The following is a 24,393-nucleotide window of genomic DNA, read 5'->3' as shown; positions in this document are numbered from 1 at the left end:
CCACCTCGCATAGGTAGGATCACCTATGCCGAACCCTTATCCGCCAATGTCAGCCGCACGAATTCGGCGACCGAGCTGGTGCCGAGCTTGTCGGCGATCTTCGCCCGGTGCGCATCGATGGTTCTCGCTGAGATGTTGAGCGCTTCTGCAATTTCCTTGCTCGCCCAGCCAAGAGCGACCATGTCGAGCACTTCGCGCTCGCGTTCGGTCAGCCGTGCAAGCTGCTGCCGTGCCTCGCGCTTTTCGAGCCGCGCGTCGAAACTGGCGAATGCCTGTTGCAGCGCCTCCACCAGCACCTCGCCGTCAACCGGCTTGGTCAGGAAGTCTTGGATGCCCGCCTTGAAGGCCCGCCGGCAGGCCGCGACGTCGCCGTGTCCTGTGATCATGATCGTCGGCCAGTCAATGCCGCGTTCGACGAGTTTTGCGTGCAGCTGCAATCCGGAGACGAGCGGCATACGCAGGTCGACGATCAGGCATCCCGGTTTCTCCTCGTCGATATGGGACAGGAAAGCCTGGGGATCGCCGAAGGTTTCGACGGTGATGCCGTAGGTGCTCAGCAGAAAGGCGAGCGCTGCGCGCACGGCCTCATCATCGTCGATCAGATAGACCCGGAATTTGCTCACGGCCTCTCCTGCTTGTGCGTACGCGGCAGCGTAATGGTAAAACAAGCCCCGCCACCGGGTGCGTTTTCGGCGTCTATTCCGCCGTCGACGCGCTGGATCAGCGTCTCACACAGCGAGAGCCCCAGACCCATGCCGTCGGCCTTGGTCGTAAAAAAGGGATGGAACAGCTTGGGAAAGGCGCTTGCGGCAATCCCCGGTCCATTGTCGCGAACGACGATCTTTGCTTCGCCGCCGACGGCACCCGTCTCGATCTCGATCTGCGGCCCGACGGTCTGCGCGCCTTCCAGCGCGTCGGCGGCGTTACGGATCAGATTGTGCAGCACCTGCTCCAGCTCGATCGGGTCGACGTCGGCCTCAGGCGCTTCCTTCGTCAGGTCGAGCTTCAACTGGATGCCGCGCCGCTCGAGGTCGGCGCCTGTCAGCGCTGCAATTTCGGCAACGATGCCGTTTATTGCGCTTGTGACGGGTTCCGGCGCCCGATTGGAAGCATAATCGCGCATCCGCCTCAGCATCTCGCCCGCCCGTTTCGCCTCGCGGACATTGACTTCCAGCGCCTCGGAGATCAGCCCGATATCGGGCCTGTCGGTGCCGGCCAGTCTGAGGGCTGCCTGGCTGCGGCTCAGCATCGCCGTCAGGGGCTGCGTCAGTTCATGCGCGATGCCTGATGCCAGCTCCCCCATGGCGTTGACGCGCGAGGCATGTGCGAGAAGCGCCTGACGCTCCTGCAGCAGCGCCCGGGCTTCAGCCTCCTGCGTCGACTTTAGGGATTTCTGGGCGGCAGTCCGCTGGCGTAGCGCGAACATCAGCGCAAAGGACGCCAGTCCGGCCATGGCGGCGAAGCCGATCAGCTGGCGCATCGGCAACAATGCTTCGGTCGACATCGGGCGGTCGAGCGACAGCGAGATCTTTTGGCTGCCACTGTCGATGGTCGATTCGAAATGGGAAGGGGCGACGAAGGACGCGGTGGCACTCGCCGTCTCCTCGGCCGGCAGATCGACCAGGAGATGGCTGTGGAGCGTCAATCGCATATGGGCCCAAAGCGGCCGCTCCTCCGGCTCAAGCAAGTGGCGGGCATCGATTGAAAGCACAAGCGCGGCGTCCGACGGCGCTTGCGCCCTTTTGGCGAGGAGATACCGTCCGTTCCGGCCGGCATAGGCCTCGACCTTGCCGCGTTGCTGCCCTTTGATGGCGTCGCGCAGCGGCGAGAGGTCTTCGCCCCCGTCGGCGGGGACTTCGATCATCGGGACAAGCGCATCGTTGCTTCGGGTTGTCGCGGTTGCGCCCAGGCCAGCTTTGTCGTCCAGCGAGACAAGCGCGAGCCAGGCGATGCGCGGATAAAACCGCGCAACGCTCTCCATCACCTGGCGGGTGGCATTCAGCCGGGCCGGATCGGTGTTATCGGCAAGCGCGATCAGGCTGGTCATATGGGCGTCGTGCTGTGCCGCGCGCTGGGATATCAGCCGGTGCAAGGTTCGCCCCGCGACGATCAGTTCATCGCTTAGGCGCTGCCGAGACGCTTCGACGGAATAGAGAGCAAAGGCAAGAACCGCCGCAAGCCATAGCGCGATACCGAACAGCCAAGATTTCAGGAGGCCGTCGCTCACGTCGGCAGATCCAGCGTCACGGGTGGCGCGACAGGTCCGCCTGCGGTTTCTTCGGCCCGATCCAGCGCGTGCAAGGGAAAATGAGCGGTCAAATCGAACATGTCTCTCTTGGCGGACTAACGCATCTCCAACCCGATGATCTGCTCCGGAAAGGTCGGGGCCGCCCGATCTCATAGCACGCACGCACAAAGATGAAACCCGGCAGGGCACCGGTCTGCGCCCGCCGCCCGCCTGCGCCTGCCATGCAGTCGCCGCATGGCCGACATGATTTGCTAATGGACGCTGCGATCTCCATATCTACACTAACACCTGAATTCGACGTGATGCCAGCGCTGCAGCTTATCCTGCCGGGCGCGAAGGAGATGACATGATCGATATCCCAAAGACGTTGGAAGACATGAGCATGCGCGAACGGTGCGGCATGCTGGAGACGGTCGCCTGTGCGCTGGAGGCTGTCGCCGAAGAGGCGGAAGACCTGGGCGACATCCGTTTCGCGGCCCACTCGAAATGCGTCGCCTGCACGATCCGCGGATATACCGACAACTTCGCGGCGCAGGATATCAAGTCCGCCGAGCTTCTTCTCGAATTGGGCATCACCCTGGTCCATCTGTCTTCGACGCGATCAGCCGGTGCCGAGGACACGATGTCCCACAATGCGCACGTCTTTCACTAGCGGTTCCGGGCAATGTCGCCATGGCGCGACCGTGCTGGCGAAAGACACTTGCGGTATCAGCGGGCGCCGTTCCGGGCAGACTGCCGCCCAAATGCCGCAAGCCTATCTGCACGCTCGTTGCCGACGAGCCCGGAATGGCCCTTGCACCAGGCGACTGCCAGTTCGGGGTTGCTAGAGAGCTGAAGGTCGATCGCTACCCAAAGCTCGGCATTCGCGATTGTCCGGCTTCGGACCTTCGCATTCGGGACAATCTTCTTCCAGCCGTTGTTCTTCCAGATCTGGCGCCAGCTGTTGCAGCCATTGACCGCATAGACGCAATCGGACCAGACAGTTGCGCGTTCGGCAGGCGCATTGCCGTTGAGCCACAGCGCTGCCTTCAGCAGCGCCGTCAGCTCCATCGTGTTGTCGGCGGAACGCCGGGCGCCGCCGAACTCGGACGCGATCTCTGCACCATCGTGATAGACGACAAATGCCCAGCCGCCCTCTCCGGACCTCGGATCATACGAGCCATCGGTGAAGACGTGTAAGCCTGCGGAGGAAGGCTGCGCCTCGACCGCATACGTGTGCGAGTTGAGCATGGTGAAGGCGTCGTTCATTTCGGTGGTCTGATCCTGTGTGCAGTTTTGCCCATGTCTACCAGACGCGCTTGCCGACTACATCACGCCGAAGCGCTCGAACGCCTCAACCGTGCTCATGCCGGCCTCAATCGCCAGACGAACCTTGTTTTCCGTCTCGGCCTTCTCAAAGGCGAGGGCGATCGCCTCCTGTTCCGCCTCGCGCGGGATGACGAGAACGCCGTCGCGATCGCCAAAGAGAATATCGCCCGGCCGGATGCGAATGCCGCCGATCTCGATCGGGACGGCATAGTCGACCACCTTGCCGCGCGGGCCCTGATCCTGCGCATAGGACCCGTAGCAGAACGTCGGAAAATCCAGGGCCAGGATGCCGCCGCTGTCCCGGCAGTAACCGTCGCAGATCGCGCCTGCTGCCTTCAACTGGATCGCGCGCGTCGACATCAGCTCGCCCCAGACGGCATAGCGGGGTGAGGAGCCTGCACAAACGTAGATTTCATTGGGCTTCAGGCTGTCGAGCGCGTGGAACATCAGACCGAAGGGTTTGGCGCTGATCTCGGCATGGCCGCTGGTGCCCGCGGTCGCAAAGAAATCTGCCTCCAGCACCGGCATCGCGCGACCGATCGCCACCATGTCATCGCGCAGAGCCTTGATCCGCGGCGGCAGGAACTGATGCTGCAGACCCATCGTATCAAGTATGTCGCCGACCACGGCGGTAAAGAGCCGGCTGCGCATTGCGGCGAACAAGGCGGCATCGTCCTCAAAAGGCTTCATCGTGTCACCTGTTTGGTCTGTGCGGCCTTGACCGCTGAAATGCCCTGCATCACGCCGCGGATTTCGGCGAGACCCTTGAGACGGCCGATCAGCGAGTAGCCGGGATTGATCCTTTCCTTGCCGATGTCATCGGCAAGAAGATGCCCATGGTCGGGGCGGACGGGGATCTGCCAGTCGTCGCGTCCCTCCACGTGGCGACGCTCCTGCTCTTCGAGGAGGGCGAGGATGACGGCCGGGATATCGCTCGACCCACCGAGATGGTCGGCCTCATGAAACGACCCATCCGCTTCGCGCTGGACGTTGCGCAGATGGGCGAAATGGATGCGTGGGCCGAACTCGCGCACCATTTCGGGCAGGTCGTTCTCGGCGCGGGTGCCGTAGGACCCGGTGCAGAAGGTCAGGCCATTGGCGGGGCTGTTCGCGGCTGCCAGGATACGGCGCGCATCCTGCGCCGTGGAAACGATCCGAGGCAGGCCATAAAGCGGGAAGGCTGGATCGTCGGGGTGGATGCAGAGCCTTACCCCGATCTCCTCCGCAACGGGCACGATCTCGCGCAGGAAGTGGGCGAGGTTTTCATGCAGATCTTCTGCGGTGACGCCGTCATACTCCGCCAGCGCTCCGAGGAAGCCGACGCGATCGAATTTGCGCTCCGATGCCGGCAGGCCGGCAATCAGATTGCGTTCGATCCGGTCGATCTTTGCAGGCGGCATCGCAGCAAAGCGAGCCTGTGCCGTTTCGATCTGAGCCGGCGAATAGCTTTGCTCGACGCCCGGCCGCTTCAGCACGAACAGATCGTAGGCGGCAAAATCGATGGCATCGAAACGCAGCGCATATCCGCCCGTCGGCAAGGGATGCATGAGTTCGGTACGGGTCCAGTCGACCACCGGCATGAAATTGTAGCAGACCGTGCGTATGCCGCAGCGCGAAAGCGCTCGCATCGTGTCCTTGTACCAGCCGATGTAGCGGGCGCTGTCCGACGATCTGAGCTTGATCGAATTGTGCACCGGGATGCTCTCGACCACGCTCCAGCGCAGACCCGCCGTCTCGATTAGCGCCTTGTGCTTCAGGATCTGATCGTCGGACCAGGGCGAGCCGTCATAGACGTGATGGAGCGCGGTGACGATGCCCGTCGCGCCGGCCTGCCTGATATGACTGAGCGGCACCGGATCATCCGGTCCATACCAGCGAAAGCATTCTTCCATCGGCCTCATCTCTTCAACTCCTGGGGTCCCGGTGACGATCTTTATTGTTGGACCAGATGAGGCATTAAGAGATGCAGGAAACGAAAATTCAAGTGAAAAGAGGCAAGTAATGCCAAATTGTTCCAAGTAATGTCGAATCTTCAGCGAAGCGCTTGACTTGTTTTTCAATCTGGACCAACAAATAGAGCGGCACACAGGAGGAGAGCGTGGCGCACAATTCCGCAAAACCGGAGCATTCGACAGGTGTCGAGCCGGCCGAGGTCGGCAAGACGTCGGCAGTCGATAGGCTCGTCGAGCAGATCAGGGATCTGATCGCCGAACGCGGTCTCGGTATTGGCGACGCGCTGCCGACCGAGCGCGATCTCGGCGAACAGTTTCAGGCCGGTCGGAACACCGTTCGCGAAGCGCTCCAGGTTCTTCGCGCCTATGGGCTGGTCGAGACGCGACCCAAGGTCGGCGCCGTCATCAGCGGCGGTCACGGCGAGGCGATCCGCCGGCTCTTTGCCTTTCACAACGGCATATCGCCCGATTCCTTTCGCGATCTTCAGGGCTTCCGCCGCATCATCGAGACCGGCGTCGGCGACCACATCATTCTTCATGCAAGCGAGGCCGACCTCGACAGGCTGGAAGCGGCCAACAGCCGGATCCGGACGGCTGAGAGCGTCGAGGAGGCGGCTCGCTACGACTACGAGTTCCACGAGGCGATCGTCGAGCTCTCCGGCAACCGGACGACGCTCGCCGCCTACCGGATGATGCGCAGCGTCATCGAGGAAGTCATGCGCCTCGGCAAGGCGGAGCGGCCGGTGCAATCGGCGACCTACGAGGCCCATGCCGAAATCATCGGTGCGCTGAGAGCGCGCGACCGGATTGCCTATGCCTATCTCATGAGCCGCCATCTCGAGTTCGGCCTCAAATTCGTCGGTGCGCCATCGGGTGCCCAATCCGCCACGACCAAGACCTAGGCGGTCGTATCGTTTCCAGCATTCAGTCAGCACCGGCCCCTATGCCCGCGGGTCCGGCCATACGATCAAGGGCATCGGGGAGGAGACCCAAAATGATCAATGCAAAACGCCACGTCCTGACGCTCGCAGCCCTTCTGGTGAGCGTCAGCTTCGCACCCAATGCCGTTCTTGCCGACGGCAAGGCCATCGCCGGCATCGTCTTCCAACAGGACCAGTATTTCCGTGGCATCCAGATCGGCATGGAGAAGGCGGCGGAAGCGGCCGGCGACGAACTGCTCGCCGGAAACAGCGACAGCAAGCTCGAAAAGGAAGCCCAGCTGATCGACACCTATATCGCCCGCGGCGTCAACTCGATCGTGGTCGCGCCGCTGTCGGCCGACGCCTCGGTTCCAGCCCTCAAGAAAGCGCGCGATGCCGGCATCACCGTCGTTACCTATGGCACGTCTGCCAATGGCGACGTCGCCCAGGCGACGGTGACGAGCTCGGACCGGGATATCGGCATCGGCACCGGCGAGGCGGCCGCGCCGTTTCTGAAAACCCTCGGCAATGGCGAGAAGGTCAAGATCGGCACGCTCGCCTTCAAGGCGCTGTTGCCGGAGCAGTCGAACGCGCGCGTGGACGGCTTCCTGCACGTGGTCTCCGACCAGGTGGAGATCGTCGCCCAGCAGGATGCGTGGCTCGCTGAAAAGGCGCTGGCCGTTGCCAGCGACATGCTGACCGCCAACCCGGATATCAAGGTGATCTATGCCGCCAATGAAGGCGGCACAATCGGCGCCGTCCAGGCGGTGAAGAAGGCCGGGCTCGAGGGCAAGGTGTTCGTCTTCGGCACCGACGGTTCCGAACAACTCGCCAACATGCTTCTCGACAAGGACAACGTGCTGCAGGCGACGACGGCGCAGCAGCCGCTCGAGGTCGGCAAGCAGGCGATCGAGGCCGCACAGAAGCTGCTGGAAGGCAAGACGTTCGAAACGAAGGTCAATGTTCCCGTCCTTCCGCTGACGCGTGCGAATGCCGACGGCGTCGCCGCCTACAAGGAAGGTCTGAAGGCTCTGAAGTGAGGTCGCGGGGCGGGGCCATTCGGCCCTGCCCACCATTTGCCGCGCCAACCGGAAAACACGGATGACCTATTCACAGCCCCAGACAGACGCCGCTCAAGGGCGGCTCGAATTCCGATCCGTCACGAAGCGTTACGGCCCGACGGTTGCCCTGTCGGAGTTTACCCATGACTTCGCCCCGGGGCGCGTTCATGCCCTGATGGGAAAGAACGGTTCCGGCAAGTCGACGCTGATCAAGCTTCTCGCCGGCGTGACCGAGCCGACCTCGGGCACGATCAGTGTCAACGGGAAAGACCAGTCCTTTACCTCGCCGCACGATGCGTTCGATGCCGGTATCGTGACCGTGCACCAGGAACTGTCGCTGGTCCCGGAACTCTCCGTCGGCGAGAACATCTTTCTTGGTCGCCTGCCGCATGTCAGGCGTGCCGGCTTTCGCGTCGTCGACTGGAAGGGCTTGCATCGCCGCGCGACCGAGCTTCTGTCCGACATGGGGCTTTCGATCGATTCCCGCCAACCGGTCTCGGCGCTGAGCGTCGGGCAGCAGCAGGTGGTCGAGATCGTCAAGGCGATGTCCTTCAACCCGTCGATCCTGCTCTTGGACGAACCGACATCGGCGCTCGCCTCGAAAGAGGTCAAGCAGCTCTTCGCGTTGATCGAGCGGTTGCGGGCACGCGGCGTGACGATGATCTACATCACCCACCGCATGAGCGAGCTCTTCGAAATCGCCGACACATGTACCGTCATCCGCGACGGTCACTACATCGGTGCAGTCGAGATGCGCACGACCTCGCCCTCCGAAATCGTCGGCATGATGTTCGGCGCCGCCGCCCGCGCGACGCGTCCGCCACGCCAGACGATCGACAGGGTAAAGCCACTTCTCGAAGTGCGCGGCCTGACCCGGGCAGGCCACTTCAACGATGTCTCCTTCGACCTTTATCGCGGTGAAATCCTCGGGATCGCCGGTCTGCTCGGCTCGGGCCGGACAGAGCTTATGCGCGCGATCTTCGGTGCAGACCGGATCGACGCCGGCACGGTGCACCTTGAAGGGCGATCGATGACGGGAGCGACGCCGAGCCAGATGCGTGCGGCCGGCCTTGGCTATACGCCGGAGAACCGCAAGGAGGTCGGCCTCGTGCAATCGCTGCCGACCGGCGACAATCTCTGCATGGCAAGTCTCGGGCCTATCGCCCGCGGCGGGCTGATCTCGCGTCGCCGCGAACAGCCGTTTATCGACCGCCAGATCGCCGACCTGCACATCAAGTGCGGCGATCCGGAGCTGCCGGTGTCTTCGCTATCGGGCGGAAACCAGCAGAAGGTGGTGATCGGCAAGTGGCTGAACACGGCTCCTTCGGTGATGTTCTTCGACGAGCCAAGCCGTGGGGTCGACGTTCAGGCCAAGCGACAGATCTTCGACATCATCTGGCAAAAGGCATCGGACGGCCTTTCAAGCATCTTCGTTTCGACTGAGCTCGAGGAGGTCCTCGAAGTGGCTGACCGCATTCTGGTGATGCACCACGGCAATGTGGTTGCCGAGGTGGACCCCACCCGCACCGATCTTACCCAACTCTACGGCCTATGCATGGAAGGGGCCTCCCAATGACACTTGTCAGCCAATCCGCAGAAGACAGGGGGCAGAACGTCTCGCTGCGCCTCATCAAGACCTATCCGATGGAGATCATCCTGGCGGCGCTGGTCCTGTTCCTCATCCTGATGGCGCCGGGCTTTGCCTCCACTGCCAACATCCTCAACGTGCTGCGCACGGTGGCGATGCTGGGGATCATCGCCTTCGGCATGACTGCGGTGATCATTTCCGGCGAGATCGATCTTTCTGTCGGCGCCGGGGTCGCACTCGCGGGATGCATCGTCGCCTGGTTTGCCGACGCCTACACGGATGCAATCGGCGGCTGGAGTGCTGTCATCCTCGGCTTTGCCGTCGCGCTTACCGTCGGCTTTTCGCTCGGCTATCTCACCGGCCGCTTCCGGCAATGGTTCAACGTGCCGACCTTCATTACCACGCTGGCGCTCTTTGCCGCCCTTCGCGGTGTCGCCAACCTGATTACCGGCGGGTTTCCGTTGTCGACCTTTCCGGCCGGTTTCGATTTCCTCGGCGGTGGCTACCTCTTCGGCATTCCCTTCCCCGTCTATATTTTTGCGCTCACCTTCGCGGGGATGCACTTCCTGATGAAATACACCAGCTTCGGCCGCGAGGTGTACGCCGTCGGCGGCAACATGGAGGCAGCGCGGCTTTCGGGCATCGACATCTGGAAAGTCAAGGCGCTGACGCTTGGGCTCACCGGCGCGCTGACGGCGATTTCGGGCACTCTGATTGCCTCGCAGATCGGTGCCGGCACCGGCACGACCGCAACCGGCATGGAGCTTGATGTGATCGCGGCCGTCATCATCGGCGGCACCTCCCTCTTCGGCGGCAAGGGTCGCATCTGGGGAACCCTGATCGGCGTGCTTTTCCTCGGCTGTATCTCCAACGGCATGACGCTGATGAATGTCAGCGAATACTGGCAGTACGTCGTGCGCGGCGGGATCATCCTAGGCGCCGTGCTTCTCAACCAGGTGCTGGAACGTGTGCGCTAACGGAATTTGGAGCCGACCATGACTGAATTTGCAGGAAAAATAGCGCTCATCACCGGAACCTCCGGCATCGGGCTGGCATCGGCGATCAGGCTTGCCTCGGCCGGTGCAAAGGTCCTTGCCTGCGGCAACGATGCGGCGGCCAACCAGACGCTCGACCGGATCGCGAGCGAGCGCGGCCTGGCAATGGCCTCCCGATTGACCGATGTGTCCGTGGAGGCAGATGTGGCGGCTGCCGTCGCGGATGTCGTGTCGCGCCATGGCGGGCTCGACATTGTCGTCAACGCCGCCGCCGTCCATCCCTTCGGGACCGTGCTCGACACCAGCTTCGAGACCTGGAATCGGTGCTTGTCCGTCAATGTCGGCTCGATCTACCTGACGGGGCGTTTCGCCATCCCCGAGATGAGCAAGCGCGGCGGCGGGGCGATCGTCAACATCTCCTCGGTCCAGGGCCACGCCTGCCAGCAGAACGTGGCCGCCTATGTCGCCACCAAGGGCGCGATCCACGCGCTGACCCGTGCGATGGCGCTTGACCATGCCGACGTCAGGGTGCGGGTGAATTCCGTCAGCCCCGGTTCCGTGCGCACGCCGCTGTTGTCGCTGGCCGCGCGCACCTATGGCGGCGAGGGCGTCAGCGAAGCGGAAGCCTTCGCCCGTTTCGGCGCTGCCCACCCGGTCGGCCGCATCGGCGAGCCGGAAGAGGTCGCCGAGCTCGTTGCCTATCTCGCCTCCGATCGTGCCGGCTTCATCACCGGATCGGACTTCCGCATCGACGGCGGGCTCACCGCCGGCATCGGCGTGAAATAATCGCACAGGGAAAGAACAAGATGAAAATCGGCCTTGGCCTCTATCGTGAACAGCTCACGCCCGACAACTACCGCTTCGCGCTCCAGTCCGGCGCGACCCACGTCGTTGCGCACCTGACCAATTATTTCGCCGGCAAAGATCCGAAGATCGACAGCGGCGACAACGGCGGCTGGGGCGATTGCTCCACCGACCGCCTCTGGACCTATGAGGAGCTGTCGGCCCTTGTTCAGGACGTGCGTTCCGCCGGGCTCGAGCTTGCCGCGATCGAGAATTTTTCGCCGCGCTTCTGGCACGACATCCTGCTCGACGGGCCTGAGCGCGGCGCGCAGATCGAGGCGCTGAAGCAACTGATCCGCGATGCCGGACGCGCTGGCGTGCCTTGCATCGGCTACAATTTCTCGCTCGCCGGTGTTTATGGCTGGACGCGCGGTCCCTATGCCCGCGGCGGTGCCGAATCCGTCGGCTTCGGCGTCGAGGACGCGCCGGGTGCCGTGCCCGATCCGGATGCGCCGATCCCCGACGGCATGGTCTGGAATATGCGCTATCGGCGCGGCGTGCCAGGCGCCAAACCCATATCGGTCACCCACGCCGAGATCTGGGATCGTCTCTCGCGGTTTCTGAAAGAGGTCGTTCCGGTCGCCGAGGAAGCGGGCGTCATGCTCGGGGCTCACCCGGACGATCCGCCCGCGGACGTACTGCGTGGCACGGCGCGTCTCGTCAACCGGCCGGAGAAATACGATCGGCTGATGTCGATCATCGATTCTCCGTCCAACGGGCTGGAGCTGTGCCTCGGCTCGCTGCAGGAAATGCCGGGCGGCGATATCTACGAGCATGTCCGTCGTTTCGCGCGCTCGGGCCGCATCGGCTACATCCACTTCCGCAATGTCAGGGGCAAGATGCCGCGCTACGTCGAAACCTTTGTCGACGAAGGCGATATCGACATGGCCGAGATCGTGCGGATCCTGCGCGACGAGAACTATCAGGGCGTGATGATCCCCGACCATACGCCGGCCATGACCTGTGCGGCCTCTTGGCATGCGGGCAAGGCCTTTGCACTCGGCTACATGCGTGCGCTGGTGCAGAACGCCCACGCCCTCGGGCCGTCGCGGTCGCTTGTCCACGATATGGCGGCCGAATAGGAGGCGCGGATGGAGAGGTCCGTCACCTGCGTCGCCCCGGTCGGCGACAAATGCGGCGAGGGCGCCGTCTGGTCGGCATCCGAGCAGGCACTCTACTGGAGCGACATCAATCGCTTCCTCGTCCACCGCTATGATGAGGCGAGCGGCTCGGTCCGCTCCTGGCTGTTCGACGAGCCGGTCGTGGCGGTCTCGCTGACCGACGAACCCGGCCGGTTCCTTCTGGCGCTCGCTTCCAAGCTCGTCTGGTGGTGGCCGGAAGGCGACCGGCGCGAGGATCAAGGCTTCCGCTTGCCCAGTTACCCGCGCGTGCGCCTGAATGACGGGCGCGCCGATCCGGCGGGAAATTTCTGGGTCGGGTCGATGAAGAACAACGTGCTGCCCGATGGCGAGCTTGGCGAGACGGCGGCAGGCGAGGGCATTCTCTACCGCATCGCGCCGGATGGAGCGGTGAGCGAATGGCGACGCGGGCTCGGCATTTCCAACACGCTCTGCTGGAGCCCCGATCGCAGAACTTTCTATTTCGCCGACACGCTCGCAAACAAGATCTACGCCTTTGACTACGCAGTGGCCGATGGCTCGATCTCGAACGAACGGCCCTTCCTTGCCGATTTCTCCCGCGGTTCGCCGGATGGCTCGGCGATGGACAGCGACGGCTATCTCTGGAACTGCCGTTTCGGCGGCGGATGCATCGCGCGCCTGTCGCCTGAAGGTGCTGTCGCGGAGGTGATCGAAATGCCGGTCACCAATATCACGACCTGTACCTTTGGCGGCGCCGACCTGAAGACGCTCTACGTCACGACGGCCAGCATCCTCTCAAAGCCTGGGGAACGGCTTGCCGGCAGCCTGTTTGCCCTGGAAGTCGAGACCCCTGGACTGGCGGAAAACCGCTTTGGCAGCACGGTTTCGACATGATGGAGACGACAAGGCGCGGCCTGGCTTGGGCGCACGGATGTCTGGCGGTGCAGTCCCTCGGCGGCATGCTGGGGCCGGTCACCTTCCTGTTGCCCGATGGGCGGCAGGTCAGCCCGCTGCATGTCGCGCCCTGGGGTCAGGACCCGAACCGAGCGACGCTGCCGCCGATCCTTCGGGAATTGCGCGGCGAGTGGCCCTGCGTGCCCTTCGGCAGCGACGGTTCACGCCCGCTGCCGAAAGGTTGGTCAGACGCAGGCGAGACTTTTGCCGGCGCCGACGTGCCGCACGGCCACGGGTCGAACGTGCATTGGAGCTGGGGCGACTGCGACGAGCGGCAGGTCAATTTGACGTGCAGCTATCCCGACGGTCATCCGGTGCGCCAATTGTGCCGGCGCATCGTCCCGGACCCGCAGGCCGCCGCTATCGATATCACGCTCGAAATCGAGGTGCGGCGACCCTGCAGGTTGCCCATCGGCCTGCACCCCACCTTCCGTCTGACGCCGCGCGCCCGATCCGTCAGGCTCGAACCCGGAAGGTATGACGAGGTGCGCAGCTTTCCCGGCGATGTGGAGCCGGACGCTGGCCTGTTTGCGCCGGGTCGACAATGGTCGACCCTCGATGGCGTTGATGCCCGCGATGGCAGCCTTATCGACGGCGGGTCGGTGCCGCTTGACCGCAATGCCGAAGAATTGCTGCAGCTTGTCGGTATCGATGGCGTGGTCGCCCTGCACTATCGTGACGAGGGGTTTCGCGCGCGGCTTGAATGGCAGAAAGAGCATTTCCCCAGTCTGCTGCTCTGGTACAGCAATCGCGGCCGGACGGCCTATCCTTGGGAGGGCAAACATCTGGCCCTCGGCGTTGAGCCGGTCTGCGCGGCCTTCGACCTCGGTCCAGCCGTGTCGACGGCCGACAACCCGGTGGCTTCACCGACCGCCCCGACCTCGCTGTCCTTCCATCCGGATCAGCCATTCATCACGCGCTACCGGCTCTCGGTTGAAGCCGCAGCCTTGGGCTGAAAACGCCCCCGTCTCGTCAATATCCTGACAAAGAAGTCGCGATGTCCCGTTGGTTTGTCCGCGCTCGACAGGCGAACTTCGGGGCCTGCCGACCGGGTTCACGTCAGTGCGAGAGTGTCCGTGAACCTGATACCGATGTTCTGGATGCCGACCACGGGCGGCTCCAATCCGGCATCGATAATCTTCTGGCGTAACCGCCGCAGAGCGGCGTCAAGGCCACGGCTTTCCGCACTCTGTGTTCCGTATTTCATGGCATCTGCAAGCACGTGGCGCGAAACCGGTTTTCCGTCCAGTCCGGCAAACTGTTCGACGAGCAAGGTTTCCCTTCCCGTCAGTTCGATGTTGCGGCCGTTTGGCGCCGTCAGGCGTCGCATTCGCACATTCAACCGCCGGGGCTGTCGCACGGCTTCCTGCGTTGCCGTTTCGAAAGCCCGGATGCGACAAACCAGATTTCGCACGGCGAGCAACAGTTCCTGGCCGGCTACCGGCTTTGTCATGTAGAGGTCGGCGCCTTCGGCGTAGCCGCGAATGCGGTCCGCCGGGCGGGTGCGGGCAGTGAGCATGATGACGCCTGGTCGCGTACGATCCGGCGAAAGGCTGGCGGCAAGCTCAAATCCGTTCGCATCCGGCAGGTTCAGGTCGAGAATTGCCACGTCGAAACGCTCCGCGCGCATCGCCCTGTGGAAGGCTGTGCCGCAGTTGGCTTCCACGACCTCGATGCCGTTGAGCCGCAGGTATTCGGCAAGCCCTTCGCGCAACTCGTTATCATCTTCGACCAGCAGAACGCGTGCGCATGGAACGGACATCTTTTGCGGAGGCGGAAGCGCCCGTCATGGAGGGGTCGCGGTGGCGTTTTCAGTCGCTGCCTTCTGGCCGCTTTTCCGTGCATTGTCCAGTGAGCAGGCTTCGTCGGTTGATCCGCAGAATTGCTATTTCATGCCCCATGGGTCGCACTGTGGTCGTGGCCGCATTGGTGCCTTTGCCGGGCGGACTGACTGTCGGCCGATCACTTCTTGCGGCAGGTACAGGGGTCGTAGCCGTTGGCAAACAATCGGCCGGCCCTCATGCCAATCGCCGTCGGTACGTCGCTGACCTGCGGAACACGCAGAGATCGGGCAATTGCAATTGCCGCCTCGGCGCAGATGGCCGCATCTTCGGCAGCGTTGTGATGGGCGAAGGTCAATCCGAGATGGCCGGCCAGGATGTTGAGCTTGTGCGATCCGAGATGCGGCCAGACCTTTTGCGCCATCTTCACAGAACAGAGATAGGACAGGTCCGGGTAATCCTGCCGGTAGAGATCGAGACAAGAACGCCAGACGCTAAAATCGAAGGCGGCATTGTGGGCGATCATGGTCGCGCCCCGAAAGTCGTCGGCGAACTCGTCCATCACCTCGGGAAACTCGCCCGCATCTTCGACATGTTCCGGACGAATGCCGTGAATGGCGATGTTGAAGGAGGAAAAGCGCATTGTCTTCGGGCGGATCAGCCGTTCCTCGACCCGCACGACACGATCATCCTCGATCCATGCCAGACCGACGGAGCAGGCGCTGCCGCGCTGCTCGTTGGCGGTTTCGAAATCGATGGCGATAGTCTTCAAGGCATTCTTCCGGCTGGTCTTGTGCAGCAGGACCGAGGCGCTGCAGCACCCTTCGCCCGTCCCGTTGAACGCGCGACGAATGCCTTAGCGGTATGCGAGCGATTCGGCAAAGCTCGTGGAGTTTTGGCGCGACAAACGCGCGAGTGCGAGGATACGGCCGGTCCGGCCCGGGCCCGATGTCATACCCTGCACTTTTGGACCCTTTCCGATAGTGCGCGCATCAACGGCCGGCAAAACGCCTGTCGTGTGCGATCGGCACGCTCATGGCGTCTCGTTTTTTACTGGTCCCGGAACGCCGCTTCGCCTGCTTCCGACACTTCGACCCATTTCTTGTCCGGCTCGGCGTCCACACCATAGTTGTCGTTCCAGTTCCACCATTTGTAGGTCGGCGTCTGCGGATAGCCGGGAGGCGAATCCTCCCAGATTTCCTGCCGGCCGAGCGGCGTGATGTCGAGATAGTTCCAGGTGCCCCCCATCTGTTCGTCGCCGCGGTTGTTGATGAAGTAGGTGCGGAATACGCGCTCGCCGTCGCGGTAGAACACGTTGGTGCCGTGCCATTCGGCGACCCCGAAGTCGGCTTCGAAATCATCGGTGACGGTGAACCACGGGATCTCCCAGCCCATGCGCGCCTTGAGCCGCGCGATATCGACCTGCGGCGCGCGCGAAACGAAGACAAGCGTGGTGTTACGCGCGTTGAGGTGGGCGATGTGAGCAACCTGGTCGGCGACCATGGAGCACCCTCTGCAGGCATGATCGGGCCAGCCGAAAACGCCCGGTTCGAAGAAGGCACGGTAGACGATCAACTGGCGCCGGCCGGCAAACAGGTCGGCGAGGCTGGCTCTGCCTGCAGGGCCGTCGAAGGCATAGGCCTTCTCCACGGTCATCCACGGCATGCGCCGGCGTTCGGCGGCAAGAGCGTCGCGGGCGCGAGTCTGGGCCTTTTCCTTCACCAGCAGCTGCTGGCGGGCTTCTTCCCAGGCCCGTGGCGACACGACCGGTGGTGTCAGCATGGCGGGGTGTCCGCCTTTTTCCGCAGATGTCGTCATGGCGTTTGAAACCTCCTCGTTGGCGCGGGCGTCTTCGCCCGAGATTGCTCTGGAGGCAGTTTCGCACCGGAACCGGTCCTATGGGAGTAACAAGTATGACGGCATTGCGGTTGCCGGCGGGGCAGGCCCAGGGCATCACAGCAAGGACCTGACCGGGGAGGGTTCAATCGGTCTTGCCGAGTTCAGGAGCCAGCAGCGCGATGAGAACGTCCAGCATCACATACATGGGCGCGCGGCCGGTCGGAACGATGAGTGGCCCCGCGGATGTGCGGTAGGCATTGAGATTGATGTTCCCGTCGGCAAGCGAGGCGACGATGGAGCCGCCAGGACAGATGGCGACGACGCGCGCGCCCGATTTCTTGGCGATCTCGATGTTGGAAATCAGATAGCTGGTGTGGCCGGAAAAGGAGAGGACGAACAGCACATCTGAGGGGGAGAGGCGTGCCGCCGAAACCATCTGCAATGTCGGATCGGAATAGGCGACGCTCGCGATCCCGAGGCAGGCCATGCGATGCAGGGCTTCGCCTGCCAGGAAGCCGGATCCACCATAGCCATAGACGTCGATCCTGCGGGCACGCGCCAGAAGGCTTACCGCGCGACGCAGGGAATCGAGGTCGAGGTCATGCCGCGTCTCCCGCAACGCTTCCGCCGCGCGATTGAAGATGTCGTCCACCATGCCGGCGAACGGATCGGTTCCGCTTTCGGCGATGGTCGCGGTGGACTGGCGGACGGCAAGCTGGTGGGCAAGTTTCAGGCGGAAATCCGGAAGGCCGTCGCAGTCGAACCTGCGGCAGAAGCGGATGATCGAGGGTTCGCTGACCTTGACGACGCGCGCAGCATCCGTGATCGCCGTGCTCGGCGTGTCCAGGATCGCTTCCGCGATCCTGCGCTCGGCGGGCGTAAACTGGGGCAGGGATTGCCTGATCAAATCCAGCATGGGACCCATCGTACCGACGTCTCGGAGGCTCGTGTCATGAGGCGTCATTCGCACATGCGGAATACAACCTGACGTCGGCTAGGTGACAGACATTGTTCTCTGTGGGGAATTGTCCTGCGGCGCCAGAGTGCCGCCGAAACGCTCTCCGGCACGCGCCAGCGATCCTACCGCAAGGCATAAAGCGCCAGACCGATTGCGACGGCGAAGGTGAGTGCCGCAAACAGGAGATTCAACGTGGATTGATACCTGCTGAAGCTGTGGGCGGTGCGGCAACCCGTGAGCGCGCCAAGTGCTCCGCCGCCGATGAATGAAAAAGCGAGCGGCCAGTCAACGAGGCCGGAGAATGTGTAGCTTGCCCCGGTCGTCAGGCCGAACGCGGAAATGGCGACCAGTGATGTGGCGACTGCGTTGATCGTCGGCATGCCGGTGGAAACCATCAGGCCCGGCACGATCAGGAACCCGCCACCGATCCCGAAGAAGCCGGAGACGATGCCGGTTCCAGCTCCGAAGGAGAGCACTTTTGGCGCGTTTCTCGGCGTGCAACTGGATGCCGGATCGCCGACCATGTGACGTCGTCGCAGCATGGTGAGGCTGACGACAGCCATCAGCGCCGCGAACAGCAGCAGGAGCCTTTGTCCATCCAGGGCCTTGCCGAGCGTTGCGCCGATCCATGCGCCGCCAATGCCGGTAATGCAGTACATCGCGGCGCAGCGCCATTTCACCGTGCCGTGTCGCGCATGCATCGCCAGTCCCGACAGCGCGTTCACCGCAACCGCGACGGCGCTGGTCCCGATCGCCACATGCACGTTGCTGACCCCGACGACCTGGACGAGAAGGGGGACGGCCAGGATCGAACCACCGCCGCCAAACAATCCCAGGCTGAAACCGACGAGACCGCCGCACAGTGCTGCCAGGACGAACTGGACGACGTCTGGCGTCATCGTGTCCAGCCCCGTCGAGCGTGAAACGACGATATCGGCGATGCATCCGGGCCGGTGGAAAGCCCTGTTGCCGAGCGTTGTCTCGAAGGGAAAGGCGTCAGGACCATGCTGCGCCTCGCAGCGCGTCGATCGGGAATTTCAGGTAGCGCCGGCCGTTTTTCTCGGGCTCCGGAAGCCGGCCACCGTTGATGTTGACCTGCAGGGCGTGGAGGATGAGCTTGGGCATCGGCAGCGTTCTATCCCGTCCCTCGCGGAACGCGACGAACTCGCTTTCGCAGGCATAGCGCGTCAAATGGATGTTATCCGCCTTCTGCAGGGCGACAGTGCTTTCCCAGCGCGGTTCCCGGCCGCCTGGCTGATAATCGTGGCCGACGAAGATGCGGGTGTCGTCAGGCAGAGCCATGATATCGCGGATGCTCGCCCACAGCGCGTTGGCGCTGCCGCCGGGGAAATCGGTGCGCGCAGTTCCGCTGTCCGGCATGAACACCGTGTCGTGCACGAAGGCCGCGTCGCCGACGATATAGGTGATCGATGCCAGCGTATGGCCCGGCGAGAACATCACCCCGGCCTCGAGACTGCCGATCCGGAACGTGTCGCCGCGATCAAACAGCCGGTCCCATTGCGATCCGTCCGTTTTCAGGCCTGGCCAGTTGTAGATGTCGGCCCACAGTTTCTGGACATCGGTGATATGCGCGCCGATGGCCGTGGGTGCGCCGGTCTTGGCCTTCAGGTAGGCGGAGGCCGAAAAATGGTCGGCATGCGGATGGGTATCCAGGATCCACTGGATGTCCAGGTTTTGCGCGCGAACAAAGTCGAGCAGCCGATCGGCGTTGGCCGTCGCTATCGCGCCCGACTTCTCGTCGAAGTCCAGTACCGGATCGATGATCGCGCAGGCGCGCGTTTTCGGATCGCTGACCACATATTGGACGGACCAGGTTCGCGGATCGAAGAAAGCCGCAATGTCGGGCCTCGTCATCGCTCACGCCCCTATTGCAAGGGCTGCGCGCGGGAAGAAAATGGCGCGTGCCGGATCGAAATCATAGTGCTGCTCGTAGCTGACCGCGTCGGTTGCAAGCTGTGCCACGGCCTCGAGGATGAACGCCACTTCCTCATCTGAAAGAAGAACGCTGAAGTTCAGTCGGACAAAACCCGGCTTCAGCATTTCCTGTCCTGAAAGGATGGCCTCACGCAGGCGCTGCGACTCTTTGTCGTCGATGCCGAGCAGTCGGTGCACATAGGGTCCGGCGCAGGCGCAGCCGCCGCGTGCCTGGATGCCGAAGCGATCGCTGAGCATGCGGGTCACCAGTTGCTGGTGGACATGGCCGCCCTTGCCGTCCCTGACGCGGAAGGAAAAGATCGGCAACCGCTTCGGTCCGAGAGGACCAAGCAGTTCCAGTCGCTCGTTGCCGCACCACGCGGCGATTGCGCGGCGGGTCAGCTCGGCATTTCGCGCCTGCATTGCCTCGGCGCCGATCGCCTCCTTGACGAGAAAGGCGAGTGCCGCGCGGATATCGCCGACGACGTTCGGCGTGCCGGCCTCCTCGCGTGCCTCGAGGCTTTGGGTGTAGTCATGGCCGGTCGGCGAAACGAACTTCACGGTGCCGCCGCCGGGCCACGAGGGTGTGGTCGTGACAGCCGCGTCGCGTCGCAGGATCAGGACGCCCGACGTGCCGGGCCCGCCGATGAACTTGTGCGGCGAGACGACCACGGCATCGATTGCCGCGTCCTTGTCGGGCGACATGTCGATCGGCAGGTAGGGGCCGGCGCCGGCATAGTCCCACACCATCTTTGCACCTGCGGCCTTGGAAATCCGGGTGACGGCTGCAACATCGGTGACGATGCCCGTGACATTGGAGGCGGCGGAGAAAGCGCAAACCGTGAGATCGGCCGGTTGCTTCAGCGCTTCCTCGAGTGCGACGAGATCCGGCCCACCCGCTGGACATTCGGCAATCTCGACCACCTCGGCGCCGCTTTCGCGCCAGGGCAGGATGTTGGAATGATGCTCATAGGGGCCGATTAGGATGCGCACGCGCCGCCCAGTGGAGACCGCCTCGGTGACCCCCAGCAGATTAACAAGCCGATTGATGCCGGCCGTAGCACCGGAGCCGGCGAAGATCACGGCATGCTCTGGCCCGGCCCCGCAGCAGTCGGCGATCACCGCGCGCGCATCGCGCCGCAGCCGGGTCATCGCGCCGCCACAGTAGGACGCCTCGGTGTGGCTGTTGGCGTAGTAGGGCAGTACCTGTTCGAGAATGAATTGCTCGATCTGCATCAATGCCCGGCCGGAGGCGACATAGTCGGCATAGACGAGGTTCTTGACGCCGAAGGGACCCTCGATTTTGGCAGTCTTGCCGACCAGCCCCGCCCGCAGCGCCGCGATTGTATCGTCGCCGGCAAGGCTTTCCCGAAACGCATCGAGCGGGCCGCTCATGCGTGGCTGGCGTGGGCACGGCATCGTCATCGTTTCCTCCCGGGTCGGACAGACGATAAGTCTAATCGATCGGTTGCATGCAAACCTCATCATTCTTATGCTGGAACGAGTCTAATTCGGGTCATATGATCGGTAAAATGGAAAAGATTGACGATATTGATATGCGGATTCTGTCCTGCCTGCAAAAGGACGGCACGATGTCGCAGCGTGATTTGGCCGACCGAGTCGGCCTGTCGCAGAATGCTTGCTGGCGGCGCCTTCAGCGGCTGAATGCCAGCGGACTGGTGCTCGGCACCCATGCCGCGATCGATGTCGCTGCGCTCGGCTTCGACCTCACGGTGTTCGTGATGATCCGCACCCGCCACCATTCCAAGGAATGGGCCGACAGTTTCCGCACGCATGTCGAGCGGCTGCCCGAGGTAACGGACCTCTACCGGATCGGCGGCGACTGGGATTATCTGATCAAGGTGGTGACACGCGGAATGGCCGGCTATGACGCCTTCTATCAGAAGCTCATCACCGATTTCGACCTGATGACGGTCACCGGCTTCTTCTCGATGGAAACCATCATCAGCAATCGCATGCCGGACCTGCGCGGTCTCGTGCGGTAGCGTTCCGCGACATTCCAGAGACGCCGTTGCGCTTCAGTCCGATCGGCAGAAGCCGCATTCTCAATCGCTATCGGCCGCCACCGCCGCGGCAAGGAACGTTTCGAGGGCCGGATTCTGGTCTGCACTGCGCCAAGCAAGGCCGGTCTCGACCTCCGGCACGCGGCCTGCCAGGGGCAAATAGGTTGCGCCGCGCCGCTGAAGATTGGTCATGGTTAGGGGGACCAGAGCGACACCAAGCCCGGATGCGACCAGACCGACGATCGTCTGCATCTGGATGGCCTCCTGGTGGGTCGAGAATGCCATTCCGTGCTCGGCGAAATATCCCGAGACGATGTCATGAAAGGCCGGTGCAGCCCGTCGCGGAAAGAGGATAAGGGGTGCCTTGAAGAAGTCGGCCGGCTCCAGAGCGCTTCCGGCAAAGCCCATTCGTCCCTCCTCGGTCCAGGCCGTGGGCACCGCAGCGATCAGCGGTTCGCGCAAGAGTGGCCGGTAGGAAAGTGTCGGATGGAGGGACGCCCGGCTGGGGGCGATGATCAGCCCGACATCGATCTCTTCATCGAGCAGAGCATCAATCTGGAGATCGCTGGTCGCTTCGCGCATCGTCAATTCCACATGCGGATAGGCCGCGCGATAGCGGCTGACCATGGAGGGCAGCACGCTGTAGTCGGCTGTGCTGACGAAGGAGAGACGCAGAACCCCGATCTCGCCGCGCGACAGCCTTCTTGCGGTGCCGGCAAGGCCGTTCGCGCCGTCGAGCACCTGGCGAACGTGGGCGAGCCATTGCCTGCCGACAGATGTCAGCTCCACGCTCCGCTTGGTGCGCTTGAAGAGCTGCACGTTCAGTTCCTTCTCCAATGCCTGGATCGATTGGCTGAGCGGCGGCTGGGTCATGTTGAGGCGCGTGGCCGCGCGGCCGAAATGCAGTTCTTCAGCGACGGCGGCGAACTGGCGAAGTTGTCTCAAATCCATAATTCGGTCCGGATTGATATGCTCTGCGACTTATTCTGGCGTCAAAAGTATATTTCACAAGCCTCATGAAGGCCAGTAAACTCGCCCTCGAACCAAAAGAGGGAGCATGCAATGGCCTACAACGAGCGATCGAAACACATCACGCAAGGCGTCGCACGGTCCCCCAACCGGGCGATGTATTATGCACTCGGCTACGAGAAGGCCGATTTCGCTAAGCCGATGATCGGCATTGCCAACGGTCATTCGACGATCACGCCCTGCAATGCTGGGCTGCAACCGCTGGCGGATGCCGCGGTGGCTGCCATCAAGGCTGCCGGCGCCAATCCGCAGGTCTTTGGGACGCCGACGATCTCCGACGGCATGTCGATGGGCACCGAAGGGATGAAATATTCGCTTGTGTCACGCGAAGTCATTGCCGACTGCGTCGAAACGTCGGTGCAGGGACAGTGGATGGACGGCGTGCTTGTGCTCGGCGGCTGCGACAAGAACATGCCGGGCGGCATGATCGGCATCCTGCGGGCCAATGCTCCGGCGATCTACGTCTACGGCGGCACGATCAAGCCCGGTCACTGGAAGGGGCAAAGCCTTTCCGTCGTCTCCGCCTTCGAGGCCGTCGGCGCCTTCATGGCCGGCAAGATGAGCGTGGAGGATTTCGAGGGCATCGAACGCAATGCCTGTCCGTCGACCGGCTCCTGCGGCGGCATGTACACCGCCAATACCATGAGTTCCTCCTTCGAGGCGCTCGGCATGTCGCTTCTCTATTCGTCCAATATGGCCAACCCCGATCAGGAGAAATTGGACAGCGCTGCTCAATCGGCCCGTGTCCTGGTCGAAGCGGTCAAGAAGGGCATCAAGCCCCGGGACATCGTCACGCGCAAGTCGATCGAAAATGCCGTCGCCCTGATCATGGCAACCGGCGGATCGACCAATGCGGTGCTGCACTACCTCGCGATCGCGCATGCGGCGGAGGTCGAGTGGACACTCGACGACTTCGAGCGCGTCCGCCGCAACGTGCCTGTCCTCTGCGACCTCAAACCGTCGGGCCGGTACATGGCCATCGATCTGCATCGAGCGGGCGGCGTGCCGCAGGTGTTGAAGATCCTTCTGAATGCGGGTCTGCTGCACGGCGACTGTCTGACGATCACGGGCAGGACGATCGGCGAAGAGCTTGCAGCCGTTCCGGACCAGCCACGGACGGACCAGGAGGTTATCCGGCCCTACGAAAGACCGATCTACCGCGAGGGCCACCTGGCGGTGCTGAAGGGGAACCTGGCCGAAGGTGGCGCTGTGGCGAAGATCAGCGGCCTGAAGAGCCCTGTCATGAGCGGGCCCGCGCGGGTCTTCGAGGACGAACAATCGGCGATGGACGCGATCCTGTCGGACAGGATCAGGCCGGGCGACATCCTCGTGCTTCGCTACCTCGGGCCGAAAGGCGGTCCCGGAATGCCCGAAATGCTCGCGCCGACGTCGGCCATCATCGGCAGGGGCCTCGGCGACAGCGTCGGGCTCATCACCGACGGCCGCTTTTCCGGGGGCACCTGGGGCATGGTCGTCGGCCACGTCACGCCGGAAGCTTTCGAGGGCGGTACGATCGCGCTGGTGGAAGAGAGCGACCGCATCGTCATCGACGCCCATCAACAACTGCTGCAACTCGATGTCGACCCGAAAGAACTGGCACGGCGACGCGCCCTGTGGCGGCAGCCGGAACCCCGCTACAAACGCGGCGTACTGGCAAAGTTTGCAGCCCTGGCCCGACCGGCCAACGAGGGGGCGGTGACCGGGTGAAGCTACCGCAAACCGCCGCCATCCGACGCCGGGTTTGCGAAGGCTCCATGCTGTTGTCTCCACTATGTGAAGCGGCATCGGTCATTTAGGCCGATGCTCCCAGGCAAGACCTGGGGCTGCTTTGCCGCCAGCTCCAAGAACCAGGCACTTT

At 63.2% G+C, this 24,393-nt stretch carries 24 protein-coding genes; 11 read left to right on the top strand and 13 right to left on the bottom strand.

Annotated elements, in window-relative coordinates; translation table 11 throughout:
- Positions 1 to 23: 23 nt before the first annotated feature.
- Positions 24 to 623: a response regulator gene (locus tag HT585_RS17080; protein WP_176354037.1), complete on the bottom strand. Its 600-nt coding sequence runs from the start codon at positions 621 to 623 to the stop codon at positions 24 to 26.
- On the bottom strand, positions 620 to 2,227 hold the full coding sequence (locus HT585_RS32205; RefSeq protein ID WP_176354036.1) for an ATP-binding protein: 1,608 nt from the start codon (positions 2,225 to 2,227) through the stop codon (positions 620 to 622). The genes HT585_RS17080 and HT585_RS32205 overlap by 4 nt, the downstream gene beginning before the upstream one ends.
- A gap of 367 nt (positions 2,228 to 2,594) precedes the next feature.
- On the opposite strand from HT585_RS32205, the gene HT585_RS17070 reads away from it, so the two are divergent.
- Complete coding sequence (locus HT585_RS17070; protein ID WP_176354035.1) at positions 2,595 to 2,900, top strand: hypothetical protein; 306 nt, start codon at positions 2,595 to 2,597, stop codon at positions 2,898 to 2,900.
- Between the two features lie 56 nt (positions 2,901 to 2,956).
- On the opposite strand, the gene HT585_RS17065 is transcribed toward HT585_RS17070, so the two are convergent.
- The 3 genes from HT585_RS17065 to uxuA form a co-directional block, all read right to left on the bottom strand.
- Complete coding sequence (locus tag HT585_RS17065) at positions 2,957 to 3,478, bottom strand: ribonuclease H family protein (RefSeq protein WP_246707784.1); 522 nt, start codon at positions 3,476 to 3,478, stop codon at positions 2,957 to 2,959.
- Positions 3,479 to 3,553: 75 nt separating this feature from the next.
- Positions 3,554 to 4,246, bottom strand: coding sequence for an RraA family protein (locus HT585_RS17060; protein WP_176354033.1), 693 nt, complete (start codon positions 4,244 to 4,246; stop codon positions 3,554 to 3,556).
- Positions 4,243 to 5,448 carry a mannonate dehydratase gene (gene uxuA / locus HT585_RS17055; RefSeq protein ID WP_176354223.1) on the bottom strand — a complete coding sequence of 402 codons (1,206 nt, stop codon included), beginning with the start codon at positions 5,446 to 5,448 and terminating at the stop codon, positions 4,243 to 4,245. The genes HT585_RS17060 and uxuA overlap by 4 nt, the downstream gene beginning before the upstream one ends.
- Before the next feature lie 206 nt (positions 5,449 to 5,654).
- Between uxuA and HT585_RS17050 the strand changes: the two genes are divergently transcribed.
- From HT585_RS17050 to HT585_RS17015, 8 genes are all read left to right on the top strand, one after another.
- Entirely contained in the window at positions 5,655 to 6,410 is a 756-nt protein-coding gene (locus HT585_RS17050) for an FCD domain-containing protein (protein WP_176354032.1), read from the top strand.
- 92 nt (positions 6,411 to 6,502) lie between these two features.
- Positions 6,503 to 7,468 (top strand): substrate-binding domain-containing protein, encoded by a 966-nt coding sequence (locus HT585_RS17045; RefSeq protein ID WP_176354031.1) that lies wholly within the window; start codon positions 6,503 to 6,505, stop codon positions 7,466 to 7,468.
- 61 nt (positions 7,469 to 7,529) lie between these two features.
- Positions 7,530 to 9,065, top strand: a complete 1,536-nt coding sequence (locus HT585_RS17040; protein WP_176354030.1) for a sugar ABC transporter ATP-binding protein — start codon at positions 7,530 to 7,532, stop codon at positions 9,063 to 9,065.
- Complete coding sequence (locus tag HT585_RS17035; protein ID WP_176354029.1) at positions 9,062 to 10,054, top strand: ABC transporter permease; 993 nt, start codon at positions 9,062 to 9,064, stop codon at positions 10,052 to 10,054. The genes HT585_RS17040 and HT585_RS17035 overlap by 4 nt, the downstream gene beginning before the upstream one ends.
- Before the next feature lie 18 nt (positions 10,055 to 10,072).
- Positions 10,073 to 10,858, top strand: a complete 786-nt coding sequence (locus HT585_RS17030; protein ID WP_176354028.1) for an SDR family NAD(P)-dependent oxidoreductase — start codon at positions 10,073 to 10,075, stop codon at positions 10,856 to 10,858.
- A 20-nt stretch (positions 10,859 to 10,878) separates the two neighbouring features.
- Positions 10,879 to 11,997: a mannonate dehydratase gene (locus tag HT585_RS17025; protein ID WP_176354027.1), complete on the top strand. Its 1,119-nt coding sequence runs from the start codon at positions 10,879 to 10,881 to the stop codon at positions 11,995 to 11,997.
- 9 nt (positions 11,998 to 12,006) lie between these two features.
- Positions 12,007 to 12,909 carry an SMP-30/gluconolactonase/LRE family protein gene (locus HT585_RS17020; RefSeq protein WP_176354026.1) on the top strand — a complete coding sequence of 301 codons (903 nt, stop codon included), beginning with the start codon at positions 12,007 to 12,009 and terminating at the stop codon, positions 12,907 to 12,909.
- Positions 12,910 to 12,956: 47 nt separating this feature from the next.
- On the top strand, positions 12,957 to 13,925 hold the full coding sequence (locus tag HT585_RS17015) for a hypothetical protein (protein ID WP_343214014.1): 969 nt from the start codon (positions 12,957 to 12,959) through the stop codon (positions 13,923 to 13,925).
- A gap of 98 nt (positions 13,926 to 14,023) precedes the next feature.
- Here HT585_RS17015 and HT585_RS17010 read toward each other — a convergent pair whose 3' ends face one another.
- The 7 genes from HT585_RS17010 to HT585_RS16980 form a co-directional block, all read right to left on the bottom strand.
- Complete coding sequence (locus HT585_RS17010; RefSeq protein ID WP_176354025.1) at positions 14,024 to 14,731, bottom strand: response regulator transcription factor; 708 nt, start codon at positions 14,729 to 14,731, stop codon at positions 14,024 to 14,026.
- 200 nt (positions 14,732 to 14,931) lie between these two features.
- Positions 14,932 to 15,522 carry a 3'-5' exonuclease gene (locus tag HT585_RS17005; protein WP_176354024.1) on the bottom strand — a complete coding sequence of 197 codons (591 nt, stop codon included), beginning with the start codon at positions 15,520 to 15,522 and terminating at the stop codon, positions 14,932 to 14,934.
- A gap of 278 nt (positions 15,523 to 15,800) precedes the next feature.
- Positions 15,801 to 16,568: a DUF899 domain-containing protein gene (locus HT585_RS17000; protein ID WP_176354023.1), complete on the bottom strand. Its 768-nt coding sequence runs from the start codon at positions 16,566 to 16,568 to the stop codon at positions 15,801 to 15,803.
- A gap of 163 nt (positions 16,569 to 16,731) precedes the next feature.
- Positions 16,732 to 17,505, bottom strand: coding sequence for a MurR/RpiR family transcriptional regulator (locus HT585_RS16995; protein ID WP_210270435.1), 774 nt, complete (start codon positions 17,503 to 17,505; stop codon positions 16,732 to 16,734).
- A 164-nt stretch (positions 17,506 to 17,669) separates the two neighbouring features.
- Positions 17,670 to 18,446 (bottom strand): sulfite exporter TauE/SafE family protein, encoded by a 777-nt coding sequence (locus HT585_RS16990; protein ID WP_176354021.1) that lies wholly within the window; start codon positions 18,444 to 18,446, stop codon positions 17,670 to 17,672.
- A 97-nt stretch (positions 18,447 to 18,543) separates the two neighbouring features.
- Positions 18,544 to 19,365: an MBL fold metallo-hydrolase gene (locus HT585_RS16985; protein WP_343214013.1), complete on the bottom strand. Its 822-nt coding sequence runs from the start codon at positions 19,363 to 19,365 to the stop codon at positions 18,544 to 18,546.
- Positions 19,366 to 19,425: 60 nt separating this feature from the next.
- Positions 19,426 to 20,907 carry an aminotransferase class V-fold PLP-dependent enzyme gene (locus HT585_RS16980; protein ID WP_425513752.1) on the bottom strand — a complete coding sequence of 494 codons (1,482 nt, stop codon included), beginning with the start codon at positions 20,905 to 20,907 and terminating at the stop codon, positions 19,426 to 19,428.
- Between the two features lie 95 nt (positions 20,908 to 21,002).
- On the opposite strand from HT585_RS16980, the gene HT585_RS16975 reads away from it, so the two are divergent.
- Positions 21,003 to 21,488 carry an Lrp/AsnC family transcriptional regulator gene (locus tag HT585_RS16975; RefSeq protein ID WP_176354019.1) on the top strand — a complete coding sequence of 162 codons (486 nt, stop codon included), beginning with the start codon at positions 21,003 to 21,005 and terminating at the stop codon, positions 21,486 to 21,488.
- Between the two features lie 60 nt (positions 21,489 to 21,548).
- On the opposite strand, the gene HT585_RS16970 is transcribed toward HT585_RS16975, so the two are convergent.
- Positions 21,549 to 22,457, bottom strand: coding sequence for a LysR family transcriptional regulator (locus tag HT585_RS16970; RefSeq protein ID WP_176354018.1), 909 nt, complete (start codon positions 22,455 to 22,457; stop codon positions 21,549 to 21,551).
- Between the two features lie 111 nt (positions 22,458 to 22,568).
- On the opposite strand from HT585_RS16970, the gene ilvD reads away from it, so the two are divergent.
- Entirely contained in the window at positions 22,569 to 24,242 is a 1,674-nt protein-coding gene (ilvD, locus tag HT585_RS16965) for a dihydroxy-acid dehydratase (RefSeq protein ID WP_176354017.1), read from the top strand.
- Positions 24,243 to 24,393 lie beyond the last annotated feature (151 nt).

This window comes from Ensifer oleiphilus (assembly GCF_013371465.1).
In the GTDB taxonomy this organism is placed as follows: domain Bacteria; phylum Pseudomonadota; class Alphaproteobacteria; order Rhizobiales; family Rhizobiaceae; genus Ensifer; species Ensifer oleiphilus.
Note: the sequence above shows the minus strand (reverse complement) of the source record. Positions and strands in the feature narration are given on the sequence as shown.